20 protein-coding genes are annotated in these 25,138 nt (G+C 65.6%); 6 read left to right on the forward strand and 14 right to left on the reverse strand.

What is annotated here, in order from left to right; translation table 11 throughout:
• Window positions 1–12: 12 nt before the first annotated feature.
• The 4 genes from VGK32_10405 to nadE are packed head-to-tail and all read right to left on the reverse strand — an operon-like array spanning window position 13 to window position 4,879.
• On the reverse strand, window positions 13–321 hold the full coding sequence (locus VGK32_10405; GenBank protein HEY3382169.1) for an acyl carrier protein: 309 nt from the start codon (window positions 319–321) through the stop codon (window positions 13–15).
• Complete coding sequence (locus tag VGK32_10410) at window positions 318–1,898, reverse strand: AMP-binding protein (protein HEY3382170.1); 1,581 nt, start codon at window positions 1,896–1,898, stop codon at window positions 318–320. The genes VGK32_10405 and VGK32_10410 overlap by 4 nt, the downstream gene beginning before the upstream one ends.
• 12 nt (window positions 1,899–1,910) lie before the next feature.
• The gene (asnB, locus tag VGK32_10415) at window positions 1,911–3,899 is read right to left on the reverse strand and encodes an asparagine synthase (glutamine-hydrolyzing) (GenBank protein HEY3382171.1); all 1,989 of its coding nucleotides are present in this window, start codon (window positions 3,897–3,899) and stop codon (window positions 1,911–1,913) included.
• Window positions 3,899–4,879: an NAD(+) synthase gene (gene nadE, locus VGK32_10420; GenBank protein HEY3382172.1), complete on the reverse strand. Its 981-nt coding sequence runs from the start codon at window positions 4,877–4,879 to the stop codon at window positions 3,899–3,901. Before nadE ends, asnB begins: the two co-directional genes overlap by 1 nt.
• 166 nt (window positions 4,880–5,045) lie before the next feature.
• Between nadE and VGK32_10425 the strand changes: the two genes are divergently transcribed.
• Window positions 5,046–6,359 (forward strand): nucleotide sugar dehydrogenase, encoded by a 1,314-nt coding sequence (locus tag VGK32_10425; GenBank protein ID HEY3382173.1) that lies wholly within the window; start codon window positions 5,046–5,048, stop codon window positions 6,357–6,359.
• A gap of 74 nt (window positions 6,360–6,433) precedes the next feature.
• Here the strand turns inward: VGK32_10425 and VGK32_10430 are convergent, their stop codons facing one another.
• The 10 genes from VGK32_10430 to VGK32_10475 all read right to left on the reverse strand — a co-directional run bounded on the left by VGK32_10430 (window position 6,434) and on the right by VGK32_10475 (window position 20,129).
• The gene (locus VGK32_10430) at window positions 6,434–7,252 is read right to left on the reverse strand and encodes a PEP-CTERM sorting domain-containing protein (protein HEY3382174.1); all 819 of its coding nucleotides are present in this window, start codon (window positions 7,250–7,252) and stop codon (window positions 6,434–6,436) included.
• A gap of 252 nt (window positions 7,253–7,504) precedes the next feature.
• Entirely contained in the window at window positions 7,505–9,778 is a 2,274-nt protein-coding gene (locus VGK32_10435; GenBank protein ID HEY3382175.1) for a tetratricopeptide repeat protein, read from the reverse strand.
• 28 nt (window positions 9,779–9,806) lie between these two features.
• Window positions 9,807–12,062 carry a tetratricopeptide repeat protein gene (locus tag VGK32_10440; protein ID HEY3382176.1) on the reverse strand — a complete coding sequence of 752 codons (2,256 nt, stop codon included), beginning with the start codon at window positions 12,060–12,062 and terminating at the stop codon, window positions 9,807–9,809.
• Window positions 12,063–12,138: 76 nt separating this feature from the next.
• Window positions 12,139–13,590, reverse strand: coding sequence for a PQQ-dependent sugar dehydrogenase (locus VGK32_10445; protein ID HEY3382177.1), 1,452 nt, complete (start codon window positions 13,588–13,590; stop codon window positions 12,139–12,141).
• Between the two features lie 288 nt (window positions 13,591–13,878).
• Entirely contained in the window at window positions 13,879–14,535 is a 657-nt protein-coding gene (locus tag VGK32_10450; GenBank protein HEY3382178.1) for a PEP-CTERM sorting domain-containing protein, read from the reverse strand.
• Between the two features lie 361 nt (window positions 14,536–14,896).
• Window positions 14,897–15,586 carry a PEP-CTERM sorting domain-containing protein gene (locus VGK32_10455; GenBank protein HEY3382179.1) on the reverse strand — a complete coding sequence of 230 codons (690 nt, stop codon included), beginning with the start codon at window positions 15,584–15,586 and terminating at the stop codon, window positions 14,897–14,899.
• Between the two features lie 365 nt (window positions 15,587–15,951).
• A complete protein-coding gene (locus tag VGK32_10460; protein HEY3382180.1) occupies window positions 15,952–16,641 on the reverse strand; it encodes a PEP-CTERM sorting domain-containing protein in 690 nt (229 codons plus the stop codon).
• Window positions 16,642–17,046: 405 nt separating this feature from the next.
• Complete coding sequence (locus tag VGK32_10465; GenBank protein ID HEY3382181.1) at window positions 17,047–17,718, reverse strand: PEP-CTERM sorting domain-containing protein; 672 nt, start codon at window positions 17,716–17,718, stop codon at window positions 17,047–17,049.
• Between the two features lie 262 nt (window positions 17,719–17,980).
• A complete protein-coding gene (locus VGK32_10470) occupies window positions 17,981–19,840 on the reverse strand; it encodes a TIGR03790 family protein (GenBank protein HEY3382182.1) in 1,860 nt (619 codons plus the stop codon).
• A 58-nt stretch (window positions 19,841–19,898) separates the two neighbouring features.
• Complete coding sequence (locus VGK32_10475; GenBank protein ID HEY3382183.1) at window positions 19,899–20,129, reverse strand: hypothetical protein; 231 nt, start codon at window positions 20,127–20,129, stop codon at window positions 19,899–19,901.
• A gap of 369 nt (window positions 20,130–20,498) precedes the next feature.
• Here VGK32_10475 and VGK32_10480 point away from each other — a divergent pair, with 369 nt between their 5' ends.
• The 5 genes from VGK32_10480 to VGK32_10500 all read left to right on the forward strand — a co-directional run bounded on the left by VGK32_10480 (window position 20,499) and on the right by VGK32_10500 (window position 24,865).
• Window positions 20,499–21,647 (forward strand): sensor domain-containing diguanylate cyclase, encoded by a 1,149-nt coding sequence (locus VGK32_10480; GenBank protein ID HEY3382184.1) that lies wholly within the window; start codon window positions 20,499–20,501, stop codon window positions 21,645–21,647.
• A 284-nt stretch (window positions 21,648–21,931) separates the two neighbouring features.
• Window positions 21,932–22,501: a PEP-CTERM sorting domain-containing protein gene (locus VGK32_10485; protein HEY3382185.1), complete on the forward strand. Its 570-nt coding sequence runs from the start codon at window positions 21,932–21,934 to the stop codon at window positions 22,499–22,501.
• A gap of 18 nt (window positions 22,502–22,519) precedes the next feature.
• Window positions 22,520–23,131, forward strand: coding sequence for a PEP-CTERM sorting domain-containing protein (locus tag VGK32_10490; GenBank protein ID HEY3382186.1), 612 nt, complete (start codon window positions 22,520–22,522; stop codon window positions 23,129–23,131).
• A gap of 223 nt (window positions 23,132–23,354) precedes the next feature.
• Window positions 23,355–24,488 carry a sigma-54 dependent transcriptional regulator gene (locus VGK32_10495; protein HEY3382187.1) on the forward strand — a complete coding sequence of 378 codons (1,134 nt, stop codon included), beginning with the start codon at window positions 23,355–23,357 and terminating at the stop codon, window positions 24,486–24,488.
• A complete protein-coding gene (locus tag VGK32_10500) occupies window positions 24,485–24,865 on the forward strand; it encodes a response regulator (GenBank protein ID HEY3382188.1) in 381 nt (126 codons plus the stop codon). Before VGK32_10495 ends, VGK32_10500 begins: the two co-directional genes overlap by 4 nt.
• Window positions 24,866–25,138 lie beyond the last annotated feature (273 nt).

Consider the following 25,138-nt stretch of genomic DNA (forward strand, 5'->3'; position numbering starts at 1 on the left):
GCCTCACGTGGATCAGCCCAGCTGGGCAGACGAGGCGGCGAGCTTGCGAGCGACAAACCGAACCTGGCGGCCTATGGTCTCGAAGTTGTCCGGGGTCACCTCCGAATCCTCGACGTTCACGCCGAAATCGGTACGGAGGAACGCCAGGATCTCCAGAATCCCAGTCGAATCGACGATGCCGGCCTCCAGGAGCGACGTGTCGTCGAACAGATGGTCCACCTCTGGGACGTAGAACGTCGACAGCAGGAACTCCCGAAGGCGTTGCCGAATCGCCGCGTCGCGGTCCTGATCCGGGCTGGGGTCAGCCGAGCCAGTTCTCATAGCAGTGCCTTCTTGTCCACCTTCATCGAGGTCGTCCGCGGCAACTCCGGCACGATCACCACCTGCGCCGGCACCATGTGCGGCTCGAGGCGCGCCTGGCACTGAACGCGGATGTCGGCTGGCGTGAGGCGGCTCTCGGCCTCCAGCACCACGAATGCCTTCACTGCCACGCCGAGAATTGTATCCGGAATCCCCACGACGGCGGCCTCCAGGATGCCGGGAATGTCCAGCAGCGCCGCCTCGACTTCCCGGGGCGCCACCTTCTCGCCCCTGCTCTTGATGATCTGGTCCATGCGGGCGACGAAATACACGTGGCCGTCCTCGTCCGTCCGGCACAGGTCGCCCGTGAAGAGTACTTGTTCGCCGGACAGAGGCCCTGGGCGAAGACGGTGGGCTGTTGCCTCCGGCTTGTTCCAGTAGCCCTTCATGACGGTCGCGCCCCTGATCACCAACTGGCCAACGGCGTTTGGTCCAACGCGGTTTCCATCGTCGTCCACGATCCACAGTTCGGTGTTGGGGATCGCGATCCCTACGCTGTCGGGTTTGCTGTCGAGGTCCTCTGGCGGCAAGTACGTGCAGCGCTTGCACTCGGTCAGGCCGTACATCGAGTAGAAGCGCGCAGACGAGAAAGTCCGACGAATGAACGAAACGTGCTTGGCCGCGATTGCCGCAGCGGTGTTTGTGACGTAGCGCACGCTCGAGAAATCGTACTGCTCCAGGCCAGTCATTCCGGCAAGCGTCGCAAACATCGTGGGAACCCCGGGGAACCCAGTGGCGCCCTCGGAAGCCAGATCCCTGAGCACCTGCGTAGGGTAGGCAAACGACCGTTCGAGGACGACGCGGGCTCCGACTCGGAAGGCCATGATGACCTGATACAGCCCGTAGTCGAAGGAGAGCGGCAGCGCGGAGAGGATGACGTCGTCTTCGCTGTTCTCGAGGTAGGCCGTGATTGACGTCGCGGCAGTCAGCATGTTCCGGTGCGTGAGCATGATGCCTTTCGGCGCACCGGTGCTGCCGGACGTGTAGATGATGCTTGCCAGGTCGACGTCGATGTTTGAACGCGAGGGCGCTGTACCTGCCCCCTCCAGCGCAGTCGCGTCGTTCCACGCCAGCACCTCGGGACCGGCCTCTGCGAGACGAGCCGCACCTTCAGGACCTGCGAGGACGACCGTGGCCGGTAGCGGGTGGTGTTCCGCAGCAGCCGTGAGGAGTGGGACGTGGATGGCCGCCCCGATGAGTGCGACAGGTGTGCAGTCTTCGATGAGCCCTGCAAGCTTCGGCGCCTTCATCAACGGGCTGACCGGGCAGGCGACCGCATTCGCCTTCAGTGCCGCCCAGAAGGCAACGACGGTTTCTGCGGTATTGTCAGCCAGGATGAGAACACGGTCGCCGCGGCGTACGCCCCGTCTGACGAACGCATTCGCGAGCTGATTGGATTCAGCCTCCAACTCCCCGTACGTCAGCCGTCCCCGTTGGCACACGAGCGCCACCTTGTCGGGCACGCGCTGCGCCGAGTCCACGAGGTAGTCGTGGAGTTGGGGGATGGCGGCGGTGAAACGGTCAGGGGAGGAAGCCATCTGGGATCGGTCTCACGCCTCCACAAGGATCGTCGGTGCGATGCTGGGGCCTGCTTCCGGCAGGCGGCGAACCAGGCGCTCGTGCAGAATCTGCGTCGAGAGCACGCCCACGAGCGCCATGTTGTCGGCGTTCGAGAGCGTCGCGTCGTTCGCACGTGTCGTACACTTGCGCCATAGCAAGTCCACCGCGGCCGGGTCGAAAACACCGGCTTCCCGAACCGCCGCTGGTGAAACCGCCTCCGCCACCCACGCCGGGGCGGCTGGGCCGGCGAACGACACGGCGTCTGGCGCACGGTACGGCTGCTTCTTTCGCGTCACGATCTCCGCTGGCACGAGGTCACGCGCCGCCCGCTTCACGACATGCTTTTCGTCGAGCACGCGCAGCTTGTGGCTGGCGGGCAGTGAATGCGCCAGAGCGACGACGTCCTTGTCCAGGAACGGGAAGCGCCCCTCCACCGAGTGCGCCATCATCATGCGGTCGCCTTGCGACGGCAGGATGTAGCCGGCCAGAAGCGTCCGCATCTCGAGGTACTGGTCCTGCGCCAGGAAGGACCACCTGACGAATTCCGGCGGCAGCGTGCCGAGCAACTCCCCGACGGCATCGCGGCCTGCGAGCACCGAGCGCATGTCCGCGGAGAAGAGGCGCTTGAGCGCGGCCGCAGACCGCCAGCGCGGACCGTGACCGAAACCTGGAGACGCCCATTCTCCGAGGCCCAGACCGAAGAACTGCTGCGCCATCGCCGGACGGGCGACGGGGGAGCGCGCCATGTAAGGATACAGCCGGCCGAAAAGGAGCGGGCGCCACGATGACGCCGGCTGCCTCGCCCAGAATCGCCGGATCTTTGCCTCCCGAAACAGATCGTAGCCCGCGAACACCTCGTCGGCGCCCTCGCCGGTCACCACGACCTTGATGCCTGCATCGCGCACCAGGGCGGACAGCAGGAACAGCGGTGCGGGCGCGGCGCGAAGCACCGGGCGCTCGGCGTGGTAGACCACGTCCGGAAATACGCGGGCGATATCGGCCCGCGTGACCATCACGTCGTGGTGGTCGCTGCCAAGCCGCTCGACCATCAGCCGCTGGTACGCCGTTTCGTCGTACTCGGCCTCCGCGAACCGCAGCGAGAAGGTCTGCAGCCGGCCTTCAGTGGCACGGTAGGCGAGTGCGGCGACGAGCGAACTGTCGAGGCCGCCGGACAAGTAACTGCCGACGGGCACGTCAGCCCGCAGCATCCGCAGCCGCGTGGCCTTCTCGAGCGCAGCCCGCGTGGCATCCACGGCATCGTCCGGCGAACCCTGGAACTCATCGCCGGGACCTTCGGGAAATTTCGGCGCTGAGAACGCGCGATCGGTTCGCACGCCGGCGCGGTAGACCGAGGCGTGCCCGGGTTCCAGTTCGGTGACGCCGGTGAAGACCGTGCGCGGGGGCACGGTGGACCAGAACGTGAACACCTGGTCGAGGCCCACCGCATCGAACGCGCGGTTGATTCCCGGCTCGGCGGCAAAGATCGCCTTCACCTCACTCGCGAAGTAGAGACGGCCGGCGTGCTCGCACGTGTAGATGGGCCTGACGCCCACCGGGTCGCGCGCGAGGACGAGCGTCTTGGTGACACTGTTCCACAGCGCGAGCGCGAACTGGCCGTTGAACCGCTCGAAGGCCGATTCCCCCCACGCCTCGTACGCGTGGACGATCACCTCGGTGTCGCTCTTCGTGCGGAAACGGTGGCCCAGTTCCTCGAGTTCAACTCGCAGCTCGACGTAATTGAAGATCTCGCCGTTGAACGTGATCCAGAGCGTCTGGTCCTCGTTGGCGAGCGGCTGCGACCCGGTCGCCAGGTCGATGATCGAGAGCCGCGCGTGCGCAAGGCCGGCTCGAGAATCCCGGTAGACGCCGAACTCCTCTGGCCCACGGTGCCGAAGCGCCGACGCCATCGTCGCGAGTTGCTCCCGCGTCGGCGGCTCGAGGCCGTCGCGGAGCGCGACGATGCCGGCGATGCCGCACATCAGCCAGCCACCTCCGGCACGGGCGCGGCGAGCAGTGGGCGGGCGTGCAAATACCGCGTGGATCTCCGCTTCTGATCGATGTCCGCGTAGACGCGCTCGACCTGCTCCGGCGTGAGACCGGCCGCGGCAGCCACCTCGGCGACAGGCACGCCGTTGTTGCGGCCGTAGAGGCACAGGTCCATCTGCTCGTAGGGCAGGCCGAAGTAGAACTCCTCCTGCGTCTGCGGCATCGAGTACGTGTCGGTCGTGGGCGGGCGCCGGAGGACCTCCTCGGGCACGCCGAGATGGCGCGCGAGTTGGTAGACCTGCGTCTTGTAGAGATGCGCAATCGGCTTGATGTCCGCGGCGCCGTCGCCCTGCTTCACGAAGAAGCCCTGGTCGTACTCCAGCCGGTTCGGCGTCCCAGCTACCGCGTAGTGCAGCCGGTCGGCGTGGTAGTACTCCATCGTCTTACGCGTCCGCTGCTTGAAGTTCATCGCGGCGACGAGCTGCAGGTAGGCATCGAGCGGCATCCGCGCGCTTCTCGTCCCGCCACCGGGCAACTCGATCGTCAGCGTGGACACATTGAGTCGTGCTCCCTGCGTCGCGGACGGCAGAGTCACCTTGAAGCGCCAACCGGTGACGAACTCCGGGAACACCATGCGGATCGCCGCGTCGTGACGCGCGTAGCAGCCGGACGCCTCGAGGACGGCGCCGATGGGCTCCTCGATCGCCTGGATGCCGAGGTGCTCGGCGACGAGGCGGCCGAGAGACAGTGCATCGCCGGAGCACTCGCGCTCGGGCATGAACAGCGCCAGCACTCTCTCCTTGCCCAAAGCCCGGGCACAAAGTGCGGCGACCACCGAACTGTCGACGCCTCCAGAGAGGCCGAGGACGGCGCCCCGTCGGCGCAACGTGCCGAGAACCTGCTCCCGGATGGCGGCCTCGATCTCTCCGGCCACTTCCTCGGCGTCGATGGTGAGCGCGTGTCTCGAGAACATTGGTGTCAGAACGGCACACCGGAGCCTTGCGGCGAGGGTGCCATCCCTCGGGTTATCGGCAGGAAAGCCCTGTTTCTGCAGCCAGAACCCGTGGGCCGCATAGTATAGTATTCCGGCGCGCGATGGCCGCGCACGGTAACCTTTCGAGTATGAGGATTGCGCCCTTATGTCCGATCTCCTCTCCCGCATCCACTCCCGCAAGGCGACCATCGGCATCGTCGGGCAGGGCTACGTCGGCCTGCCGCTCGCCCTGGTCTTCAACGAGGCCGGATTCTCAGTGATCGGCCTCGACTCCGACCCGGCCAAGGTCGGCGCCCTCAACGAGGGTGAGTCGTACATCAAGCACATCGGGGCCGATCGGGTCGCGGCCGCCGTGCGGAACGGGCGATTCAGGGCCTCCACGGATTTCGGTGAACTGAGCGGATGCGACGCCGTCCTCATCTGCGTGCCGACACCGCTCGGTCATCACCGCGAGCCCGACCTGTCATTCGTGATCAACAGCTCCCGCGACGTGGCCAGGCGCCTCCGCAAGGGCCAGCTCGTCGTCCTCGAGTCCACCACGTACCCGGGTACGACCGACGAGGACGTGCTCCCGATTCTCGAGGAGACCGGCCTGAAGACGCCGGATGACTTCCTCCTGGCCTTCTCGCCCGAGCGCGAGGATCCGGGCAACCCCGACTTCCATACCAGGACGATCCCCAAGGTCGTCGGTGGCGTGAACAAGGAATCGACAGATGCGGCCGTGGCGCTCTACGCGTCCGCGATCGATACCGTGGTTCCGGTGTCGTCGGCCAGGGTCGCGGAATCCTCCAAGCTCCTCGAGAACATCTTCCGCTCGATCAACATCGCGCTCGTCAACGAGCTGAAGATGACCTTCGACCGGATGGGCATCGACGTCTGGGAGGTCATCGAGGCGGCGAAGACGAAGCCGTTCGGCTTCAAGCCGTTCTACCCCGGCCCCGGCCTCGGCGGTCACTGCATCCCGCTCGATCCCTTCTACCTGTCCTGGAAAGCCGCCGAGTACGGCATCTGGACGCGCTTCATCGAGCTGGCCGGCGAGATCAACACCCACATGCCGCACTTCGTCGTCGACAAAACGGTGGCGGCGCTGAACCAGGATGGCCACAGCATCAACGGCGCCAAGGTCCTGGTGCTCGGCCTCTCCTACAAGGAAGACATAGACGACGACCGCGAGTCGCCGTCGTACGAGATCATCGAGCTGCTGCGCGAGCGGGGAGCCCGCGTGGAGTACTGCGACCCCTTCTTCCCGGTGGCGCGCCGCGGCCGCAAGCACGACATCCAGTTGAAGTCCGTGCCGTGTACCGCCGAGGCGTTCGGCGGCTACGACGCGGTGGTGCTCTCGACCGGCCACAAGCAGTTCAAGGATCCAGCGCTCTACGCGGACGCGCGGCTCGTGGTGGACACGCGGAACGCGGTGCGGCTGCCGGCGGGAGCGAAGGGACGGATCGTGAAGGCGTAGGGGACTTGAAGAAGAAAAGGCCGCAGGATTGGACGTCCTGCGGCCTTCTTGTGTTTCGAGCGATCAAATCCGCGTTACCGGCGGCGGCGACGAACCGCAGCCGCGAGGCCGACGAGACCCGTGCCCAGCAGCACCATCGTCGCGGGCTCCGGCACCGGGTTCCCCTGAATCTCCAGCGCAAAATCGTTGTAGTCCCAGTCGGGCATCCAGCCGGCGCCCTTGGTGCCGTTCAGCCCACCTTGGAACATGTCCTCGACGCCAAACATGTAGTGATCGGTGCCGGACATCTGGAAGACGGCAAAATGCGTGCGGCTGTCGCCCGTCCCGTTGGTCAGATACGTGCCGTCCGGCGACTTGAGGTAGAAACCGTAGACCCCGGACGGAACGAACGTGACGCTGCCGCCAATCAGCTTCGGCCCCGTCAGCAGCGACGTCAATTTCACCTGGTTAGGGTCGGTGGCGTCGTACCAACCAAGTTCGTCGGTCTCGTGATAGGCCGTGACCTGCAGATGCGTCGTCACGGTGACCGACTTGGTCGTCGGCGCCTTGTTCACGTTGAACCCCGTCGTGGCGTCTCCGAGAAACTTGGGCTCTACGAGCTTCGGGCTGCCGGCCAGGAAGCTGGCCCCGCACCCACCGGCGTTGCTCAACCAGTAGCCGATATTGCACTCGGCCTTGGCGTTGTCCCCCGGGTCCATGCTGTAATTGTTCCAGTACGCAGCCGAAGGGACCGAGGTCTGGTTCGAGCCCCACAATTTCGACGCCGTGCTGGGCGTCTGGAAGTTGTTCCAGCCACCCGTCCCTCGAACGATATCGAGCGTGTCCGCCCAGACGGGAAGGGCAGCCGAGGTCAGAAGAAGGATGACAGCCGCGGCAAACAATCGATGCTTCACAAGTTCTCCCTTATGGGAACCGACCGGTGTCCGAAAGCACAACGCCCCAGTCACCGGCTATAAAAGCATAAGGTGTGCCGTTGGAATGGCTGATGGATATTACCCGTGCAGCAACCGTAACCTACACGCGGATATGTTGTTAGGTGGCGTCAGAACAGCGATTTAAGGGACAGACATGGAGGACAAAGTCTGCCCCTGGAGAGAGAAAAGACCACATTCCACTAGGCCGCAGGTAATTCGCCGTGGGCACCGCTACTGGAGGGATGCCAGCGTCTTCCTGGCTTCCGCCGCGCCCTCGAAGTCGGCGCCGAGCTTCAGCGCCTGCTGCAGCGAGGCCCGGGCCAGCGTCCAGTTGTGCGCCCCAAGGTAGGCCATCCCGAGGTGGTAGTGATAGGCGGCCTTGCCGGGCGCCGCAGCCACAGCTTGTTCGAGAGGCCCCACGGCCAGGTCGCGCATCCCTTTCTTGTGGTAGATCCACCCCAACGTATCGTTCACTTCGGGCGAGTCGGGGAGTGCGGCCTTGGCGGCCTGTGCCAACTGCAGCGCCTGATCCAGGTTGCCACCGCCGTTCGCGTAGAGCCACGCCAGGTTGTTGGCCGCTGCTGCCGCGTGGGGATCGATCGACAGCGCTTTCTGGTAGCGTTGCTGCGCCTCGGCCGACCGACCTAGAACCTCCAGCAGGAACCCCGCCATGGTGTGCGCGGCGGCAGATGAAGGCTGCTGCTGAGACAGGCGCTCGGTCTCGGCGAGCGCCTTGTCGACGCGCTTCTGCTGGTAGTAGATCCGGCCGAGCGCCATGTAGCCCTCGAGGCCGCCAGGATCGGCGGCGATGAGCGCCCTCCACGTCTCTTCGGCCTTCGCCGTCGCGCCCACCGCGTCGTACACCCGCCCGGCCATTGCCAGGGCCGTGGCGTCCTGCGGTGTCGCGGTTAGCCTCACCTCCACGCGGCGCCGCGCCTCGGCCTGCCTGCCGGCCTCCATGTCGAGGCTGATGAGGCCCGAGAGCGCCTCGTCATCGCGTGGATTCAGCTTGAGCGCCTGCTCGAAGGCCTTGCGAGCCACGTCGCGCTCCTGCCCGGCGAGCGCCACCTGACCGGCAAGCGTCTGTACCCGCGGCACGCCGCCGTACTGGGCCAGAAGCGGCGTCAGCGCCACCCGGGCCCGCTCGCGATCGCCGCGGGCGATCAGCGTCCGCACCAGGACATACCGCGCGTCGGCGTTCTGGGGCATGCTCCTCACGGCTTCGTCCGCGAATTGCACGGCCCGCTCGGCCTGGCCCATGGCCAGATCGATCCGGGCGATTTCGAGCGACGCCGGGCCGAAGCGCGGGCTGAGGCGCAGCGCCTCCTGAAACGCCTGACGGGCCTCGTCCGGTGCCCGACGGGCCAGTTGGATGCTGCCGACGGCGAAATGCGCGCGGCCCAACCGCGGCGCCGCCTTGACGGCCGCCTGTGCCAGCGTCAGCGCCTGGTCGGCCTTGCCGTCGGTCAAAAGCAGCGCGGCCTTCACGAGCATCGGCTGCGGATTCCGCGCGTCTGCCGCAATCACCTTCTCGATCCGGGCGTAGGCGGCTGGCTGCTGGCCGTGCGAGTACTCGTACTGCACGAGGCGCAGCATGGCGGGCGTGTAGCCGTCCTTCTGCTGGGCGACGGTTTCGAGCAGTTTCAACCCCTCGTCCGTTCGTTTCACGCCCAGGTAGTAATCGGCCAGGGCGAGGCGCGGGGCGATGATTGTCGGGTTGGCGTCGGCGACGGTCTTCAGCGGGGTCTCGGCTTCGGCCAGCCGGCCGGTCGCGACGAAAAGCGCAGCCAGCGTACGGTTGGCCAGCACGTGCCTGGCGTCGATCGCCACGGCTTCCTTCAGGAGTTTCTCGGCTTCCGGCATGCGCTGGAGCGACCAGTACATGTTCGCCAGCCCGATGCGTGCCTCGATCGACTGCGGTGCCACCGTCAGCGCGCTGCGGAACGCCTCTTCGGCCTTGGATATGTCGCCGTGCGCCAGTTCGAGGGCGGCGAGGTTCGAGTAGATCGCCGCGTTGGCCGGCTCGGCCCGGATGGTCGCCTCCACCTGGCTCGCGGCGGCATCGAACTGGTTCAGTCCGGCGAGCGCGTTGGCCAATACCAACTGCGCGTCCACGTTCCGCACGTTCTTGTCGAGCACGCGCTCGGCCGCGTGGCGCGCCTCGTCGAACTTGCCGGCAAACAGGAAGTACTGGCCGGCCTTCACCTGGATGTCCTTCCGGTCCGGCGCCATGTCCGACGCCAGGCTCAACTCGCGCAACGCGTCGGCGCGGTTGCCGATGGCCTCGTACGCGAGGCCGAGCCTGTAGTGCGCTTCGGCGAACCTGGAGTCGAACTGGAGCGCCTTGCGGTACTCGATGGTGGCCTCGGCGAACTTCTTCTGGCCCGCCCAGGCATTCCCGCGGTCGAGCGCCTTCTGCTTCTCGACCTCTGGATCCTGCCGGCACCCGGCCAGCAGCATGGCCGCGACGACGAGGGCCCATGAGACACGATGGCGATGGAGCATAGAGCGGTCCTCGAAATGCCTGCCTGGACTACTTGAGCGTGGCCAGCGTCTTTTGCGCCTCGGCCGCGCCGTCGAAGTTCGGATCGATGGAGAGCGCCTTCTCGAGCGACTGTCTCGCCTTGGCCGAGTCGCCCGTCTTTACCAAAAGCATGCCCAGGTGGTAGTGGTACGAGGCGTTGGTCGGCGTCTTCTCGATCGCCTGTTGCAGCGGACCGAACGCGAGGCCGGGCAGGTTCTTCTTGTAGTAGATCCAGCCGAGCGTGTCGTTCACCTCCGGGGCGTCGGGGAGGCCGGCTTTCGCGGTCTGCGCGAGCTGCAGTGCCATCTCGAGGCTGCCGCCCGATTCGGCGTACATCCAGGCCAGGTTGTTGGCCGCCACCGGGGCCCGCGCGTCGATGGTCATCACCTTCTCGTACTGCTTCTGCGCCTCGGCGCTCTTTCCCTGCATCTGCAGGATCATCCCCACCATCGTCTCGGCGGCGACGGGCTTCGGCTGGAGCCTGGCCAGCTCGGCGAACTTCTCCTTGGCCTGATCCAGCTTCTTCTGGGAGAGATAGAGCTGTGCGAGGACGCCGTAGGCCTGGAGGTTCTCGGGCGCGATCTCGAGCGCCTTGAGCAGCGTCTGCTCGGCCTTGGGCAGGTCGCCCCCGGTCGCGTAGGTGCGCGCCGCCAGGATTAGCACGTTCACATCGGCCGGCGTACGCGTCAAGCGCGCCTCGACACGGCCGCGGGCATCGGGAAGACGCTTCGCCGCGACATCGAGCGTGACGAGGCCGACCAACGCCTCGAATGAATTCGGATCGAGCTTCAACGCCTGCTCGAACGACTTCCGGGCCCCGACCTGGTCCTTCTTCACCATCTGCAGCGAGCCGAGGCTGGCGACAACCGGCGCGGCCTGCGGGTACTTGGCCACGAGCGCCTTGATCTCCGTTTCGGCGCGCGTCAAGTCCCCCTTGACCATCAGCGCGCGCGCCAGCATCAGGCGCGCCAGCGGGTTCTCAGGACTCGTCGTGACGGCCTGCTCGGCGAACTGGAGCGCGGGATCGGCGGAGCCCCTCGACATCTGGAGCCGAGAGAGTTGCAATTGGGCGGCCACGGCTCCCGGGTTCAGCTTCAGCACCTCGTTGAACGCCTTGATCGCCTCGTCCGTATTGTTCTTCTGCGCGTAGAGCTGTCCGAGGAGGTACTGGGCCGGCGCCGAGCGCGGGTCCGCGGCCGCGGCCGCCTTCACGCGCGCCAGCGCCTCGTCCACCTTCTTCTCCTGCAGGAGGAACCGGGCCTTGACGAGCATCGCGGGCGCGCTCTTCGGGTTGCTGGTCAGGACCTCGTCGATCGTCTTGTGCGCCTCGGTCTGCTTGTTCTGCGCGTACTGGATGCCGGCGAGCCGCGTCTTCGCGTCCACGTAGGCGTCCTTGTTGGACGCAACCTTGTTGAGGAGGGCAACGGCCTCGTCCACGCGGTTGAGCCCGAGGTAGTAGTCGGCCAGCGACAGCGTTGGCCCCGGTTCCTTCGAGTTGTCGGAGATGGCCTTGAGGTACGGCTCCGCCTCGGGCGCGCGGTTCGACGCGATGTAGAAGGCGGCCAGTGCGCGGCCGGCGTTCGGATTCTTCGGGTCGATCTGGTGCGCCTGCTTGAACGAGGTTTCCGCCTCGGCCTGCCGGCCGGTGGTGAACAGGAAGTTGCCAAGCAGGAGATGGGCGATCGCGGACTTGGGGTCGATGTCCACGGCCTGCCGGAAGGCCTTTTCGGCGGCTTCGATGTTCCCTTTCTTCTGTTGCAGCGAGCCCAGGCTGGCGTAGGCGCCGCCGGATTTCGGGTCGAGCCGCAGCGCCTCCTCGAACTGCCCGATGGCCGTGTCCACGTCCTGCTTGGCGGCACTTACCGAGGCCAGCAGGAGCTGCGCCTGCAGGTTCTTCGGGTTCTTGGCGAGCACCTTGTCCGCGCGGGCCTTGGCGTCTTCGAGGCGCCTCGCCAACAGCAACAGGTCGCCGGCTCTCAATTGCGCGTCCAGGTTGTCGGGCAGGAGGTCCGCCGCGTTGACATATTCGCGAAGGGCGCAGCGGATGTCGCCGATGCGCACGCAGCTCTCGGCCAGCTTGAGGTGCGCCTCACCGAGCTTGGGGTCCTTCTGGATCGCGTTGCGGTACTCGATGGCGGCTTCCCGGAACTTCTGCTGGCCGAAGTAGGCGTTGCCGGAATCGACGTACTGCCGGGCGCTCTTCGAGCAGCCGGCCGCCAGGACGACCACCAGTGCCGCGACCGCGACGAACTTGAGGCGATGCATTTCTGAACTCCTCGGTGCAGGCCGAAAATGGGAGCCCCGCGGCGCTCGGCGGGCAGAGCTCGACACACGTCCTCTCTTAATGTCGGCGCGAACGGGCGAGGGCTGCAGGCGGCGCGCTCACTGGGACGAGCCGCGCGAGGGTGTCCGTCGTTGCGAAGTAGATGGCGCCGTCCGTCCCAATGGCAACTGCCCGAATGCCACCGACGCGATCCGCCAGGAGTCGCTCGGTCGAAGCAATCGTCAGCGGATCGGCGGGGTCGAAGCGGACTCGCAGGATGGAGCGCCCCTCGTCGGCTGCGACGAAGAGGTCGCCGCGAAATTGCGGGACGAGCGCGGCACCGTAGGGCGCGATGCCGCGGACCCCGACGGGCTCCGGAAAACGGTATGCCTGCCGCGACTGCGTCCGCATTGGGCGATCCCCGACGTTCACGAACGGCGTCAACTGCTCCTGGCCGGCCGGGGCGGCGTCCGCGACCCACATCATCCCGCCGGCCGCTGGCCAGGCGAGACCCCGGGGCGACCGGATACCTTGGGCGAAGACCGGGCTGGCCCCCGCCTGGTCTTCCGGTGTGCTCCCGTCAGGGTTCAAGCGCAGCACCTTCCCGTTGAACGACGCGACGTCGCCGGCAAGATGCTCGTTCCCACCATCGTCGAAGGCCGCGTAGAGCCTGCTGTCGGGACCGAACCGGAGGGCAGCCGCGGCGCGGCCGGAGGTGGCCGGGACCTCGGAGAGTAGCACGACCGGGTCTACGAGGGTTCCGCCAGTCTCAACGAATCGGGTGAGTGTGAAGCCGAGGGTGGTGCCGACGTCCCGCCGTGGCGCCGTCGTGTGGACCCCGTAGACCCGGTGGTTGCCACTGAACTGGGGGTCGACCGCGAGCGCAAGCAACTCGCCACCGGAACTGATGGTCTGGCTGAGCGTCGCGGCCGGCTCCGGCTGAAGACCGCCGTCTCGGTAGAGGCGAATCCGGCCCGCGCGTTCTGCCACGAAGATCCGGTCGCCGGGTGCCAGCGCCACATCGGTAACGTCGCTGAGGCCGTGCGCCAGCGGATCGAGGCGGAGCGTCACACCGTCGGAAGTGGTGATCGACGTGGTGGTCGTCGTGGACCCGCCTGCCGACACCCCCGCCGACGCAAGGGCGGTCGAGCCGGTGACGACGATGACCGACAGCAGTGGTGAGGAGGGTTCACTTTCGAGAAGGCCGTTGAACGCGATCAACTGAATGGTGTGCGGTCCGACTGACATCGGCGGCAGCGGACTCGAGCACGCGTAGCCCTCGGCGACAGGGACGGCGTCGCACGACACGCCCGCCAGTTCCCAACTCTTGCCATCGACCAACGCGAAGAACCGAAGCGACCCCAATTGATCGCGGCTCGCGACGGACTCGTTCCATGCGAGATGCTCGGTCCCGTTGATCCGCACCGGTTGGTTGGTTGCCGGCGCCGGCGTGGGCTGTGGGGACGATGGGCCGCAGGCGGGCAGACCGATGACCAGCAGGAGTGCGGCAAGCCTCTGGTGAGATCCCATCTCGGAGGCCATCATAGCGCGAGAGCGCTCTGGTTGAGTCCTTCGATGCACAAATGCGGCAACGTATTCGTGCCCTCAGGACTTGGTGCTGAGCGAGCAACACCGGCCGCGTGCGCCAATTGCGGATTGTGGCCGTAGTTGCGAGTCGAAGTGCTGAGGTTGTTGGCGACAGGAGCCGGCGGAGGCTGCGGAGCGGCGGAACGGAGAAGTTTGGCACGAAGACAAAGAGGCACGGGACAGAACCCCGTGCCTCTTTGCACAGTCAGTCGGCCTGACGGGTGTCGTCGGCTACTTCTTGGCGCGACGGCGAGCGGCGGCCGCGAGGCCGATCAGGCCCGTGCCGAGGAGCATCAGGGAGCCTGGCTCCGGGACCAGCGTCAGCATGTCCTGGACGCGGTTGGGATCGCCATATACGCTCGAATCGAAACCCAGGACCCGCACGTTGCCGATTCCGGACCACTTGCCGGCGGCGATCGCGGCGTCCGCATCTGTGACGAGAGAGTTGATTCCGCCGGGCGGGTTCTGCCCCTGGAAGTACCAGATGGCGTGCTGGTACGCATTCGCCGTGGCGTCATCCAATACGTTCCCGCTGCCCGGGTAATACAACTCCCGGAACTGCGTGTAAAGGAACGCCGCCCCTGCCGACAGCGGAAGCGGACCGGCGAGCGTCGGGTACCCTGTATTCCCGTTGATGGAGACGGTGTCCAGCCGGGTGACGGTATACGGGCTGCCTGGATAGAAGACTTCCTTGTCCTCGATGCAGAACGTGAGGAACTCGTAGCCCGTCCCGACGACCAGGAACGACCCACCCTGATCCGCGCCGCCAGTCGACTGGTAGACTCTGACGACGTCGCCTACCGAGATGGGATCGAGCAACGGCCCCGCGGTGGCGCTGGCCATCGGCAAGAGTGCCAGCAGCGCGAGGATGAGAATGAGTTTCTTCATGCGGAACCCTCCGTCGCCTTCCGGCGACTCGTTTGAGGAAAGCGAGAGGCGGCGGACTCCAATGAGTGCCAAGCCAGCCTGAAGACCACCAGACACCAGCATTACAGCAATTGATGTACCTCTGCGTGAGCGGCCTCACGACCGGCACGGCTGCGCAGCTAAGACATTGCAAACTAACGTTTTGGACCCGTAGTCCCACGCGCGGTGAGAGTAGCGAAGTCACTCTGCAGGATGACTTCTTTCGGCGTAAGCGGGAAGTAGGATGAATCGCAGGAGCGGGGATCGAGGAGCGGAAAAACAACGAGGGCACGGAGAAGGACCCCGTGCCCTCGCGATGTCAGGCGGCTTGGCAGACGTCCAACTACTTCTTGACGCGACGACGCACCGCGGCGGCCAGGCCGATCAGGCCGGTGCCGAGCAGCAGCATGGAACCCGGCTCAGGAACCTGTGGGCCCATGAAGCCCTGGACCTCGGTACCCGCCGTCGTGCCCGCTGCCGGATAGAAGAGCCTGAAGTAGGAGGCGTCCGCCGCGGCCACCGCGTTGGCATTGGTCAGCGCGAGCAAGTAGCTGTTTGCATGGTCCACCAAGGCGCCGGAGCCGTTCACGTACACTGAGCCCGCGCCAGACGTGACGCTGGTGTCGGTGTCCCAAACGGCATTCCAAATTGCAATCCCAAGAGCGCCACGATCGATCCCAGCATGGTTCGCGTAGGTGTTATAGAGGAGCGCAGCCCGTTTGCCCGCGTCCGCCGCGAAACCGAAATTGCTGGGGAACGTCGCCCAGTCGTTGGCCATGCTGAGCGGACCCTCGTAGCGGTACGTGTTGGGCAGGTTGTCGATGTTCAGATCGGACACGCAGTACGCGTCGAACTTCCAGCCGTTGATGTCGAACGGTACGGCACCGATCCGAACGCCGCCATTGTAGAAACTAGCCAGGTGGACACTTGCAACTCCGTCGGTCCAGAAGCCGGCGTTCACAATGCCGTCGGCGCGGGCGCTCGCCGCAGGGACCAGCGCCAGCACGGCGAGGAGAATGAGAAGTCTCTTCATGCGTAACCCTCCGTCGCCTTCTGGCGACTCGAATTGAAATGAAGCGAGAGGCGGCGGACTCGAGTGAGTGCCAAGCCGGCCTGAGGACCACCAGACACCAGGAGCAAAGCAATTGATGTGCCTCCTCGTGCGGGGCTTCACAACCGGTACGGTTGGGCAGTTAAGGCACTGCACAATAACGTCTTAAACCGGCTGCCCGAGGCGCGGCAGGGATTACGAAGTCAGTCTCCAGGGCGACTTCTGTCGGCGCAGGCTGGAAGTTAAGGTGAATCGCGGCCGCAGGGTTGAAGGACCGTGTGAACACCGAGGGCACGAGGAGTTCTCCCCGTGCCCTCGTGAAGTCAGGCGGCTTGGCAGACGTTCAACTACTTCTTGGCGCGACGACGCACTGCGGCGCCAAGCCCAATCAGGCCGGTGCCGAGCAGCAGCATGGAACCCGGCTCGGGAACCTGGGGTCCCATGAAGCCCTGGTACTCGGTTCTCCTGTCGTTCAGGTTGTAGATCTGATAGTAGGCGGCGTCCGCCGAGAGGACGTCGTTCGCGCCGGCATTCTGAAGCGCCGTCAGATAGCCATTCGCGACGGCGATGCGGCCCGAGCCGGCGTTGCGGATGTAGACACTGCCTGCCAGATTGCTCACGCTGAAGTCGTTGTCGAATACCGCGTTCCAGATGGCGATCTGAAGGGCTTCCTTATTGACGCCAGGCATGGTCGCGAAGTTGTTGTAGAGCCATGCGCCCTGATGGCCCTGCAGGGCCGTTCCCGCGGGCACCTGGTGACCCGGCCAGTCCGTCGCCATGCTGCCTGGCCCCGTGTACCAGAAATCCGCGCCGCCGCCGAGCGAGATGTTCAGGTCGGAGACGCAGTACGCGTCGAAGGTCAACGTGCCGATCCGTGCGGGGACCGTGCCGACGTAGACGCCACCGGCATAGCCCGGCAACGCCATGTCTTCGACGCCACCGGGCGTCCATCCCCCGAGATGAATGATGCCGTCCGCCCGGGCACTGGCGGCCGGCACGAGCGCCAGGATCGCGAGAATGAGAATGAGTTTCTTCATCTGTAACCCTCCGTCGCCTTCCGGCGACTCGTTGGAGTAAAGCGAGAGGCGGCGGACTCGAGAGCGAGTGCCAAGCCAGCCTGAACACCACCCGACGCCAGGACTTCAGCAATTGACGTGCCTCGCTCGCGGCGCTCGACGACGAGGGTCATAATGGCTTCAAGACATTGTGTCTAAATGGTTTGTTAGGCGATCACGCGATTTGCATGGCGGAACAAGGTCGCCCATGGGGCAGACTTATATCGCCATGGTTCAATTATGGTTGACTCGTTGGGCCCGATCCGCTGGCCACGGCTGGAAGTGAGCGGCCGCCAAAGGGTGCCGCGACCGTACACGAAAAACGGAGGACCCCGTGAGGTCCTCCGCCTTCAAAAGTCCACGTTCGCGTGAGGCGCCGGGCGATTGCTACCGGCGTGTCCGACGCCGCACCGCTCCGGCGAGGCCGATCAGGCCGACGCCGAACAGCATCAGCGAGGCCGGCTCCGGAACCTGGCCCGGAATCACGAAGTCCTGGCCGCCGACGCCAGAGCCCGGAAAGTCGAGCCAGATTGCGTTTTCGTGCTGGTTGGCGCTCAGGCTGGCCCAGGTCGATGCGTTCGTCCTGATGTCGTTGCTCACCGAGAACCACGTCGGGTCCAGGCGGGGATAGAGAACCATCCACAGCGCCACCTGCAGCGTCGCCGCATCCTCGTTGGTCTGCACCAGCGGGGCGTAGTGATTCGCCAGCCACGCCGCGTGGGGGCCGGTGCCTGCGGCCACGTACGGCGGGTTCCCGGCCGTCGGGAGGTCCGACATGAAGCGGCGCTCGACGTTCCAGCCGGACGGCGCGTTGAAGTCGGTGAAGAGGTCCACGCAGTAGCCCAGGTACTCGTGGTTGTTCCAGTCGATCCGGATTTCGCCCACGTAGAAGTTGCCGTTGAGCGCCGGCAGCACGACCTGATCCCCGTCCTTGACCTGCGGGATGTTGATTCCGGCTACCACGCGCCGCCCCATGCCCGGGACGTAGATTGAATCAGCTTTGGCGGCGACCGGCACCAGGCAGGCGACGATGGCAAGGATGAGAACCAGTTTCTTCATGACGTCGGGCCTCCAGGTCGTCTGTGACGACCAACAGCACATCCGCAACACCGAATGCTCATCCATATAGCAACGGTTGTGCCAGGCTGCAATGAAGGCGCTCGACTTAGAGTAAGCTATTGATAATGAGTATCTTATATCATTAGTGCATGTCGTGGATGGATCCAGGCGATGACAGAAGGCTGCGCGAGAGATACCTTTTGTCGCTGAAGTGAAAATATGGCGGACTTCTGAGGCCGCGGACGCGGCGTCTCGGCTGGATCTACTTGAGCTTGGCCCTCAGCGCCTTCACCTCCTCACGCCCCTCGAGCGCCGCGTCGAGGCGCACCGCCTCCGCGAGCGCCGCCGCCGACCGGTCGAGCATCCCCAGCGCGCCAAACACGACCGCCGCATGGAACTGCACCTCCGCGTGATCCGCCGCCTTCGGCAGCAACTGGGACAGTAGTCTCCCCGCATCCTCGTCGCGCCCGCAGAGATGCTGCACCCACGCGAGCGTATCGACCACATTCAGATTCCCTGGCGCCAGCGCGTACGCCCGCTCGGCATACGCCAGTGCGTCGGCCGGCTGTTTCTTGCGCACCGCCAGGGCGAACGCGAGGTTGTTGAGCGAAATCGCCTCGTTGGGCCTGCCCGCCACCACCTTCCGGTAGGTCTCGATCGCCTTGTCGTACTCGCCGCCCTCGTCGTACAGCGTGCCAAGCAGGACCTGCGCCGTGACCAGGCGGGGATCGAGGACGGTCGCCTGTTCGAGCGCCATCCGCGCGCCCGGCTTGTCATCCTTGGCCAGCCGCACCTCCGCCCGGAGGAAGCTGCGGGCGGCGTCCGGCTTCACCGCCGATGCGGCAATAGTCTGCAGGCGGCGGGCCGAAAACAGGGCCGGCAGCTCGGTGGTCGCGTCGATGCCCTTGTCGATGTCCGTGGGCTGCAGGGCCTGGCGCGGGAAAGGCGTGCAGAGGGGGTCGCCAACGACGACCGTCTGCCAGCCGAGATACGGCATGGCCAGATAGAACGATTCGGCCAGGTTGAACCCGGAGAAGTACGCGGGGAACAGGACGTTCGGCCGGATCGTCGCGTCGAGGTACGGTTCCGCCACGTGCCCCGCGATGCCGGTCACGCCGTCGCGAATCAGATCGCCCGCCAGCGACTGGGGCGAGTCCGCGAAGAACGTCTTCCGATCGGTCCACGTGCCGATCTTCCACTCCGCGGGGGGCTCGCGAAATGTTCGCGCGTCCGTGCTGACAAACGTCGCAGCAATCGCGCCCGGGACGAACTCGATCCCAAGGTGCCGGGCCGTAATCGACGGGTCACCCGATCCCCACGAGTAGTACCCCAGCACGTCCTTCTCGCTCGTGAGCACGCGGCTCGTCGTCTCGAGCACGGTCCGATCGCCGAAGCCACGTGCGGCCATCCAGTCCGCTGTCGCGCGCAGCCACTGATTTCCGCCGGCGTCACCGAATCCGGCCTTCTGATCGAGGAGAACCCGGCCGGTGCTCACCGGCGCGATCGCTCGATCGATCAACCCCTTGACGTCCTCGAACGTGTAGCCGTCGAGCCTGGTGACCAGGAAGATATCGAACGACTGGTGGCTGAAGAGCCTCGCCTGGGCGACCGGAGCGTCTCCCAGGTAATAGGGGTTGGCCACACGGCCCACCACTGGGACCAACGTGCCCGTCAGCTTCCGGTAGAGCAGCGCCAACTCGGAATCAACGCTCGCCATCGTACCGTCGCGGCCCGCCGTGCCCTTGATTCGAAGCGGCACGCCCTTGGTGAGCACGATATAGAGGATGCGGTCGACGGCGCTGTTCCGCTGCAGCCATTTGGCCAGGGGTGTTTCGATCTGTGTCTCGAAGATGCCGCGCTCGACCTCGTCGGCGGCGTCGGTTCGAATGCGGCAGACCTGGCTCTGCGGCACATGTCGGCGCCCGGCGTAGTACTCGCCGACACGCACGGAATCTGGCGAGGACTCGTTGACGACCAGCAGCACGTTGTCCGCGGTCTGGGCCGCGGCGAGCCAGGGGAGCAGCAGCAGGACGATCGCAACAGCCCCCGTGCGGGCGTGTCGGCGAATTGAGGTTGGAGTGGGAAGCGGCCGGGGACGACGGGGCGAAGGGATGGGCGGCATCGGGCCAATGATAGCAGCACCGACCGACGAGAGCGGTGCTGTCGGCGTGAGGAGGAGATCAGGCCTTCGGGAATCGCACCTCGGCAACCGGCCCCGCCACCGGTTCGTCGTCCGCGCCTGCGGCTGCGGCGGTGTGATGGTGCTGGATCGCGCTGCCCGCGGACATCTCGATGCGGACCGAGTACGACACCGGCAGCCGGGTCAGCACGTCGTTGATGGCCGTGAGCATGACCGGCGCCAACCGGCTTTCATCTTCTGGCGTCAGCGACGAGACCAGATGGATTTCCATGGCATTCTCCTGGCTTCCCCCGGACGAGTTACCACCTCCTGCAGAGCAAAGCCCGTTCCGTCGCGGCCATTGCCGCACCTGTTGAAAGATGGAGCAAAATCGACTTTCGGTCTGTATGAGTCCGAAACAAGGTGCAAAATAGATACCCTATAGTCACGGTTTTCGCGGACTCCTCGTTCGTGAGACTAGCAGTCTTTAGGTGTACCTCGGGCAGACTTTATTCGCGGCAGGCATGCCGAACCCCCGTTTGGCGGCGCTCTGAGCCACGGCGGAGCTTGGCACGGAAGCTGCCTCCTCCTGGTCAATCGTGTTTCTGCTCGTGTCAATCATCGGCCACTGGCGTCAACCGCGTTCTTGTGCCGTCATCACGTGCTGACTGTTGAACTCAACGAGACTGATCTTCGTCGGCTGGAGGACATCTGGCCAGACGTCGAGCGCGCCGCCGACGAAGGTGCCGCGGCCGCGGTCTTCGTGGACCGCGTCTCCCACGCGCTCGCCGGCCAGCGACGGTGTCAGCAGCTCGTGGCCGACCTCTACAACTTCTCCCGTCAACTCGCGCACGCCTCCGAGCCCGCCCGCCTCCACCAGCTCATCGTGTCCACCATCGCCGATCACGTCGGCGCGCAGCAGGCGGGCCTCGCGTTGTTCGACGATGCGACCGGTCGGCTCAGGGTCGTGGCGACGCGTGGCTACCCGTCGGTGTTGGTCGAGGATCTGCGGATTCCCCCGGGCACTGGCGTCATCGGTGAGGTATTCCTCACGCGAACCCCGCTGCTCGTGGTCGATGCCGCGCGTGAGCGGCGAGCACCGCGGCGGCTCCGGTATCGGACCGGATCGTTCATGGCCGTGCCGCTATTCGCCGATGCCGTGGGCCTCGGCGTCCTCACGCTGGCCGATCGCCAGGACCGCCAGCCGTTTACCCGTGGCGACCTGACCCTGGCGCGGGCGCTGGCCGCTCCGGTCGCGCTGAGTCTGGCCTCGGCACGGTATGCGGGCAAGGCACGCGAGATGGCGCACGCTGCCGCCGTGGACCCTCTCACGGCGCTCTTCAACCGGCGCTACTTCGAAACTCGTATCGACGAGGAAATCCAGCGCGCCCGCCGCTACGGCCTCGACCTGGCGCTGCTCGTGATCGACGCCGATGATTTCAAGGCGCTGAACGACCTGCTCGGGCACCTGGTGGGCGACCGGGTGCTGAAGGCAATGTCCGACACGCTGCGCCGATCGGTGCGTGCGTTCGACGTCTGCACGCGCTTTGGCGGCGAGGAGTTTGCGATCCTGATGCCCGGCAGCAACGGGGCCAGCGCCGTCCAGAGCGCCGAGCGCATCCGCCAGCGCATCGAGCAGTACCGATTCGATCCGCTCCTGGTTCCTCCCGACATCCATCCCACGATCAGCGTCGGTGTCGCCGTGCTCGGCGCCGACGATTCCGTCCAGGAACTCATCGCCAACGCCGACCGTGCGCTCTACGCCGCCAAGGCGGCGGGGAAGAACTGCGTCAAGCTGGCAAGCGAGTAGTCGCTCGAATTCATCCGGAACTCTCTTCTTCAAGACAAAAGTCGCCCGGGGCCGAGACTTCCAGATTCATGCAATTGGTCAGGATGCGACACGCATCGGCGGAAGTCCTTTCAGTTGCTTGTGTTGCCGCAGCTCATCTCAGAACCGTCTCCGGATGTGAACCGGCACGGATAACGCTTAGTGGTTGGCCCACGCAGGGTCGGCACGACGGTCCGGCCACCGGCGCTCAACATATTGCTTAGGGTTCGCCACCGGCGGTGGTCGAGCCGAGGAGGAGATGGCTTATGAGACTCGCGCTTCGGATCGCGTTGGGTTTGGCGCTGGTTGTGTGCATGGCACAGAGCAGCCAGGCCGCCCCGTTTACCTTCGGTTCCGGCACGTACTATGTTGACTACCTCGGAAACGACGCGCCGGCGCTTGGCAGCTGGGACATCCTGTCTGTCCACGGCCTGACCGGATCCTTCGTTCTGGTGCCGTTCACTCCACAGTTGGTGAAGGTCAACGAGTACACGTTCACTGCTGGTCCCAGTTCGTACGGAACTCCGTCTTTCCTCGGTGATGCGAAGTGGAGCTTCGACTTGGGTTTCGGGCCCTCCCAAATCACCCACCCGTACGCAGGACAAATCGGCTCCTCCGATACCTTCTACTTTCTGCAGGGGAATCAGTTTGCCTTTAGTACTCCCTATGGAACCGTGCTGGTGACGCCAATGGCAACGGCGCCGATCACGAACGGGGGAGGCGACATGAGGGGCGATATCTATGCCTCCGTCGAACTTGTCCCCGAACCGGCTACTCTCTCCCTGCTCGGCCTCGGCCTGGTGGGTCTGGCGCGCGCGGCGCGTCGCCGGAAGTAGGAACGAGAGGAACTCGTCATGCCCAGCCTCCTTCGGCGACTCACGTTCGCCGTGCTCATCCTGATTTTCGCCGGCGCTGGCGTGGCCAGCGCTGACACGTTCAAGTTCGAGCCCAAGCCCGGCCAACTCACTGTGTTTCCGCACGGCTACTGGTGGGTGTGGGGCATTGAGTGGACGCTCCCTGCCGGGCAGAAGATCGCGTCGGCAGAGTTGACGTACACGAACATCTACGACTTGACCGGCGGGGCGAACACGCTGTATTCGCATGTTCTCGACACGCCGCTCGTGTCCGGACCGGGGACCACCGGGGGGAAGGTGACGTCGGGCTACCACAGCGACGGCAACGACTACTTTGTCTCCCACTACCTTGCCGGGAACCTCCTCCTCGGTACGGACAGTCTGGGGCACGTTCCCCCGGGCCAGATAGTCCATCACGTTGTCCCGGCTGCGGAATACGCCTGGCTCGCCGACGGCAAGTTCGGGATTGGAATTGATGCGGAGTGTTTCTACCTGAACAAGGTTGTCAGCCTTGAGATCGCCACGATTCCCGTCCCGGAGCCGGCCACCCTCTCCCTCCTCGGCCTCGGCCTGGTGGGTCTGGCGCGCGCGGCACGTCGCCGGAAGCAGTAGCTCCTCAACTCTTCTTCGCTCGTTCGCGACCTGGGGCCACCACCGCGGTGGCCCTTTTTCTATTGAGGTCCCGTAGGCCTTCCAGCCCGCGCCCTCGGTTCCGTTGACGTGGGATTCCCTCGGCGGTACACTGAATGGCTCTATTAGGCTGACTATTTTCGACCGATACGTGGAATAAGACGCTGGCGCGGTGGGAGAGACCCCTGCCCAGTCCAATTACCAGATGGCAACAGAGGGCGAGCAGCTTATCGGGTCCAGTTCGGCGATTGGCGAACTGCGTGCGGAGCTCGAGTACGCGGCCCGTTCCGACGCGAAGATCCTGATCACCGGCGAGAGTGGCGTCGGCAAGGAAGTCCTCGCCCGTCTGATTCACAAGCACAGCAACCGGGCGCGCGCGCAGCTCGTGACGATCAACTGCGCGGGCCTGCCCGATTCCCTCCTCGAGTCGGAGCTGTTCGGTCACGTTCGCGGGTCGTTCACCGGCGCATACCGCGACAAGCCAGGACTCCTCGAGACGGCCAACGGCGGCACGATCTTCATGGACGAAGTGGGGGAGATGAGCCTGCGGATGCAGGCGCTCCTCCTGCGCTTCCTCGAGAGCGGAGAAATCCAGCGCGTGGGCGCCGAGCGCGCCCAGGCCCGCACGAACGTCCGCGTCGTCGCCGCCACGAACCGCAACCTCACCGAGCGCATCGCGTCGAAGGACTTTCGCGAAGATCTCTACTACCGGCTGAACGTCATCCACCTGACGATGCCGCCGCTCAGGGAACGCCGCGAGGACGTGCCGGAGCTTCTCGACTACTTCATCGACTTCTACAGCACGCGCCACACGCTGCCGGTGCCGCGCCTCGCGCCCGAAGCGCTGGCGCAGCTCGTCGCTTACAACTGGCCGGGCAACGTGCGCGAGCTGAAGAACTTCGTCGAACGCCTCGTGCTCCGCGCCCGCAGCGGTCTCATCACGCCCGCCGACCTGCCGATGGAGATCATGCCGCCGCCCCAGGTGGCCATCCGCGAGCCGGTGCGCGGCGCCGCGATCGAACGCATGTACGACCGCATGATCAACGGCCACGAGTCGTTCTGGGGTGTCGTCTACGAGCCGTTCATGGCCCGCGACATGACGCGCGACGATCTGCGCGCGATTGTCAGCCGGGGCCTGGAACAGACGCGAGGCAGCTACCGAATCCTGGTCCAGATGTTCAACATGCCGGAAGGCGACTACAAGCGCTTCCTCAACTTCCTGCGCAAGCACGACTGCCAGATGCCGTTCCAGCGGTTCAGGAGCGTCACGGTGCGGCGTGACCACGGGAATGGCGAGGATACGGTCGCCGCAAACGAGCGACGAGGGGCCGGCGTATGACAGAGTCCAAGAAGATCCTCGTCGTCGATGACGATCGCCAGGTCCTGCGGTATCTGACGGAAGTGCTGACCGAGGCGGGCTACGACACGACGGCCTGCGATCGGTTCCAGGATGCGAAGACGCTGCTCGCGACGACGCGCCCCAGCCTGCTCCTGACCGACATCCGGCTCGGGGCCTACAACGGCCTGCAACTCGCCATCTTCGGACGCGACCGCCACCCGAACATCCCGATCATCGTCCTCACCGGGTACGAGGATCCCACGCTCAGAGAAGAAGCCGCCCACTCGGGCGCGCTGTTCCTCGTGAAGCCGGTCAAGCGCGCCATTTTGCTCGCGTCCATCGAGCAGGTCCTCGGCGAAAAGCCGCCGCAGACATAAGCCACAACGATTAGGAAGCGCGTCGGGCGCCCGCTGGGGCTTCCGCCGACGGAGCGGGGCGGGCCTCGCACCGCTCGGCGCTGTCCTGGCGAAGCCTCCCGGCGGCGGCTCTCCGTCCCCTGATAGGCCGCGGGGGGAGAGGACGGGGTGGAGCCCCCATACCCCCACGGCCAGATCACCAGGCCACCGCCGTCCGGCTCGGGGCCCTGACGAACGTGGGCGGTCTACGCCGTGCTTTGCGAGACCCGGCCCGCTCCGTCGGCGGCCGTCGCG

The sequence above is a fragment of the Vicinamibacterales bacterium genome, assembly GCA_036504215.1.
Lineage (GTDB): Bacteria > Acidobacteriota > Vicinamibacteria > Vicinamibacterales > Fen-181 > FEN-299.

Excerpts from the sequence above, each read along its gene's own strand:
- VGK32_10405 (HEY3382169.1), bottom strand. The coding sequence starts at position 321 with ATGAGAACTGGCTCGGCTGACCCCAGCCCGGATCAGGACCGCGACGCG.
- VGK32_10410 (HEY3382170.1), bottom strand. The coding sequence starts at position 1,898 with ATGGCTTCCTCCCCTGACCGTTTCACCGCCGCCATCCCCCAACTCCAC.
- asnB (HEY3382171.1), bottom strand. The coding sequence starts at position 3,899 with ATGTGCGGCATCGCCGGCATCGTCGCGCTCCGCGACGGCCTCGAGCCG.
- nadE (HEY3382172.1), bottom strand. The coding sequence starts at position 4,879 with ATGTTCTCGAGACACGCGCTCACCATCGACGCCGAGGAAGTGGCCGGA.
- VGK32_10425 (HEY3382173.1), top strand. The coding sequence starts at position 5,046 with ATGTCCGATCTCCTCTCCCGCATCCACTCCCGCAAGGCGACCATCGGC.
- VGK32_10435 (HEY3382175.1), bottom strand. The coding sequence starts at position 9,778 with ATGCTCCATCGCCATCGTGTCTCATGGGCCCTCGTCGTCGCGGCCATG.
- VGK32_10440 (HEY3382176.1), bottom strand. The coding sequence starts at position 12,062 with ATGCATCGCCTCAAGTTCGTCGCGGTCGCGGCACTGGTGGTCGTCCTG.
- VGK32_10445 (HEY3382177.1), bottom strand. The coding sequence starts at position 13,590 with ATGGGATCTCACCAGAGGCTTGCCGCACTCCTGCTGGTCATCGGTCTG.
- VGK32_10450 (HEY3382178.1), bottom strand. The coding sequence starts at position 14,535 with ATGAAGAAACTCATTCTCATCCTCGCGCTGCTGGCACTCTTGCCGATG.
- VGK32_10455 (HEY3382179.1), bottom strand. The coding sequence starts at position 15,586 with ATGAAGAGACTTCTCATTCTCCTCGCCGTGCTGGCGCTGGTCCCTGCG.
- VGK32_10460 (HEY3382180.1), bottom strand. The coding sequence starts at position 16,641 with ATGAAGAAACTCATTCTCATTCTCGCGATCCTGGCGCTCGTGCCGGCC.
- VGK32_10465 (HEY3382181.1), bottom strand. The coding sequence starts at position 17,718 with ATGAAGAAACTGGTTCTCATCCTTGCCATCGTCGCCTGCCTGGTGCCG.
- VGK32_10470 (HEY3382182.1), bottom strand. The coding sequence starts at position 19,840 with ATGCCGCCCATCCCTTCGCCCCGTCGTCCCCGGCCGCTTCCCACTCCA.
- VGK32_10475 (HEY3382183.1), bottom strand. The coding sequence starts at position 20,129 with ATGGAAATCCATCTGGTCTCGTCGCTGACGCCAGAAGATGAAAGCCGG.
- VGK32_10485 (HEY3382185.1), top strand. The coding sequence starts at position 21,932 with ATGAGACTCGCGCTTCGGATCGCGTTGGGTTTGGCGCTGGTTGTGTGC.
- VGK32_10490 (HEY3382186.1), top strand. The coding sequence starts at position 22,520 with ATGCCCAGCCTCCTTCGGCGACTCACGTTCGCCGTGCTCATCCTGATT.
- VGK32_10495 (HEY3382187.1), top strand. The coding sequence starts at position 23,355 with ATGGCAACAGAGGGCGAGCAGCTTATCGGGTCCAGTTCGGCGATTGGC.
- VGK32_10500 (HEY3382188.1), top strand. The coding sequence starts at position 24,485 with ATGACAGAGTCCAAGAAGATCCTCGTCGTCGATGACGATCGCCAGGTC.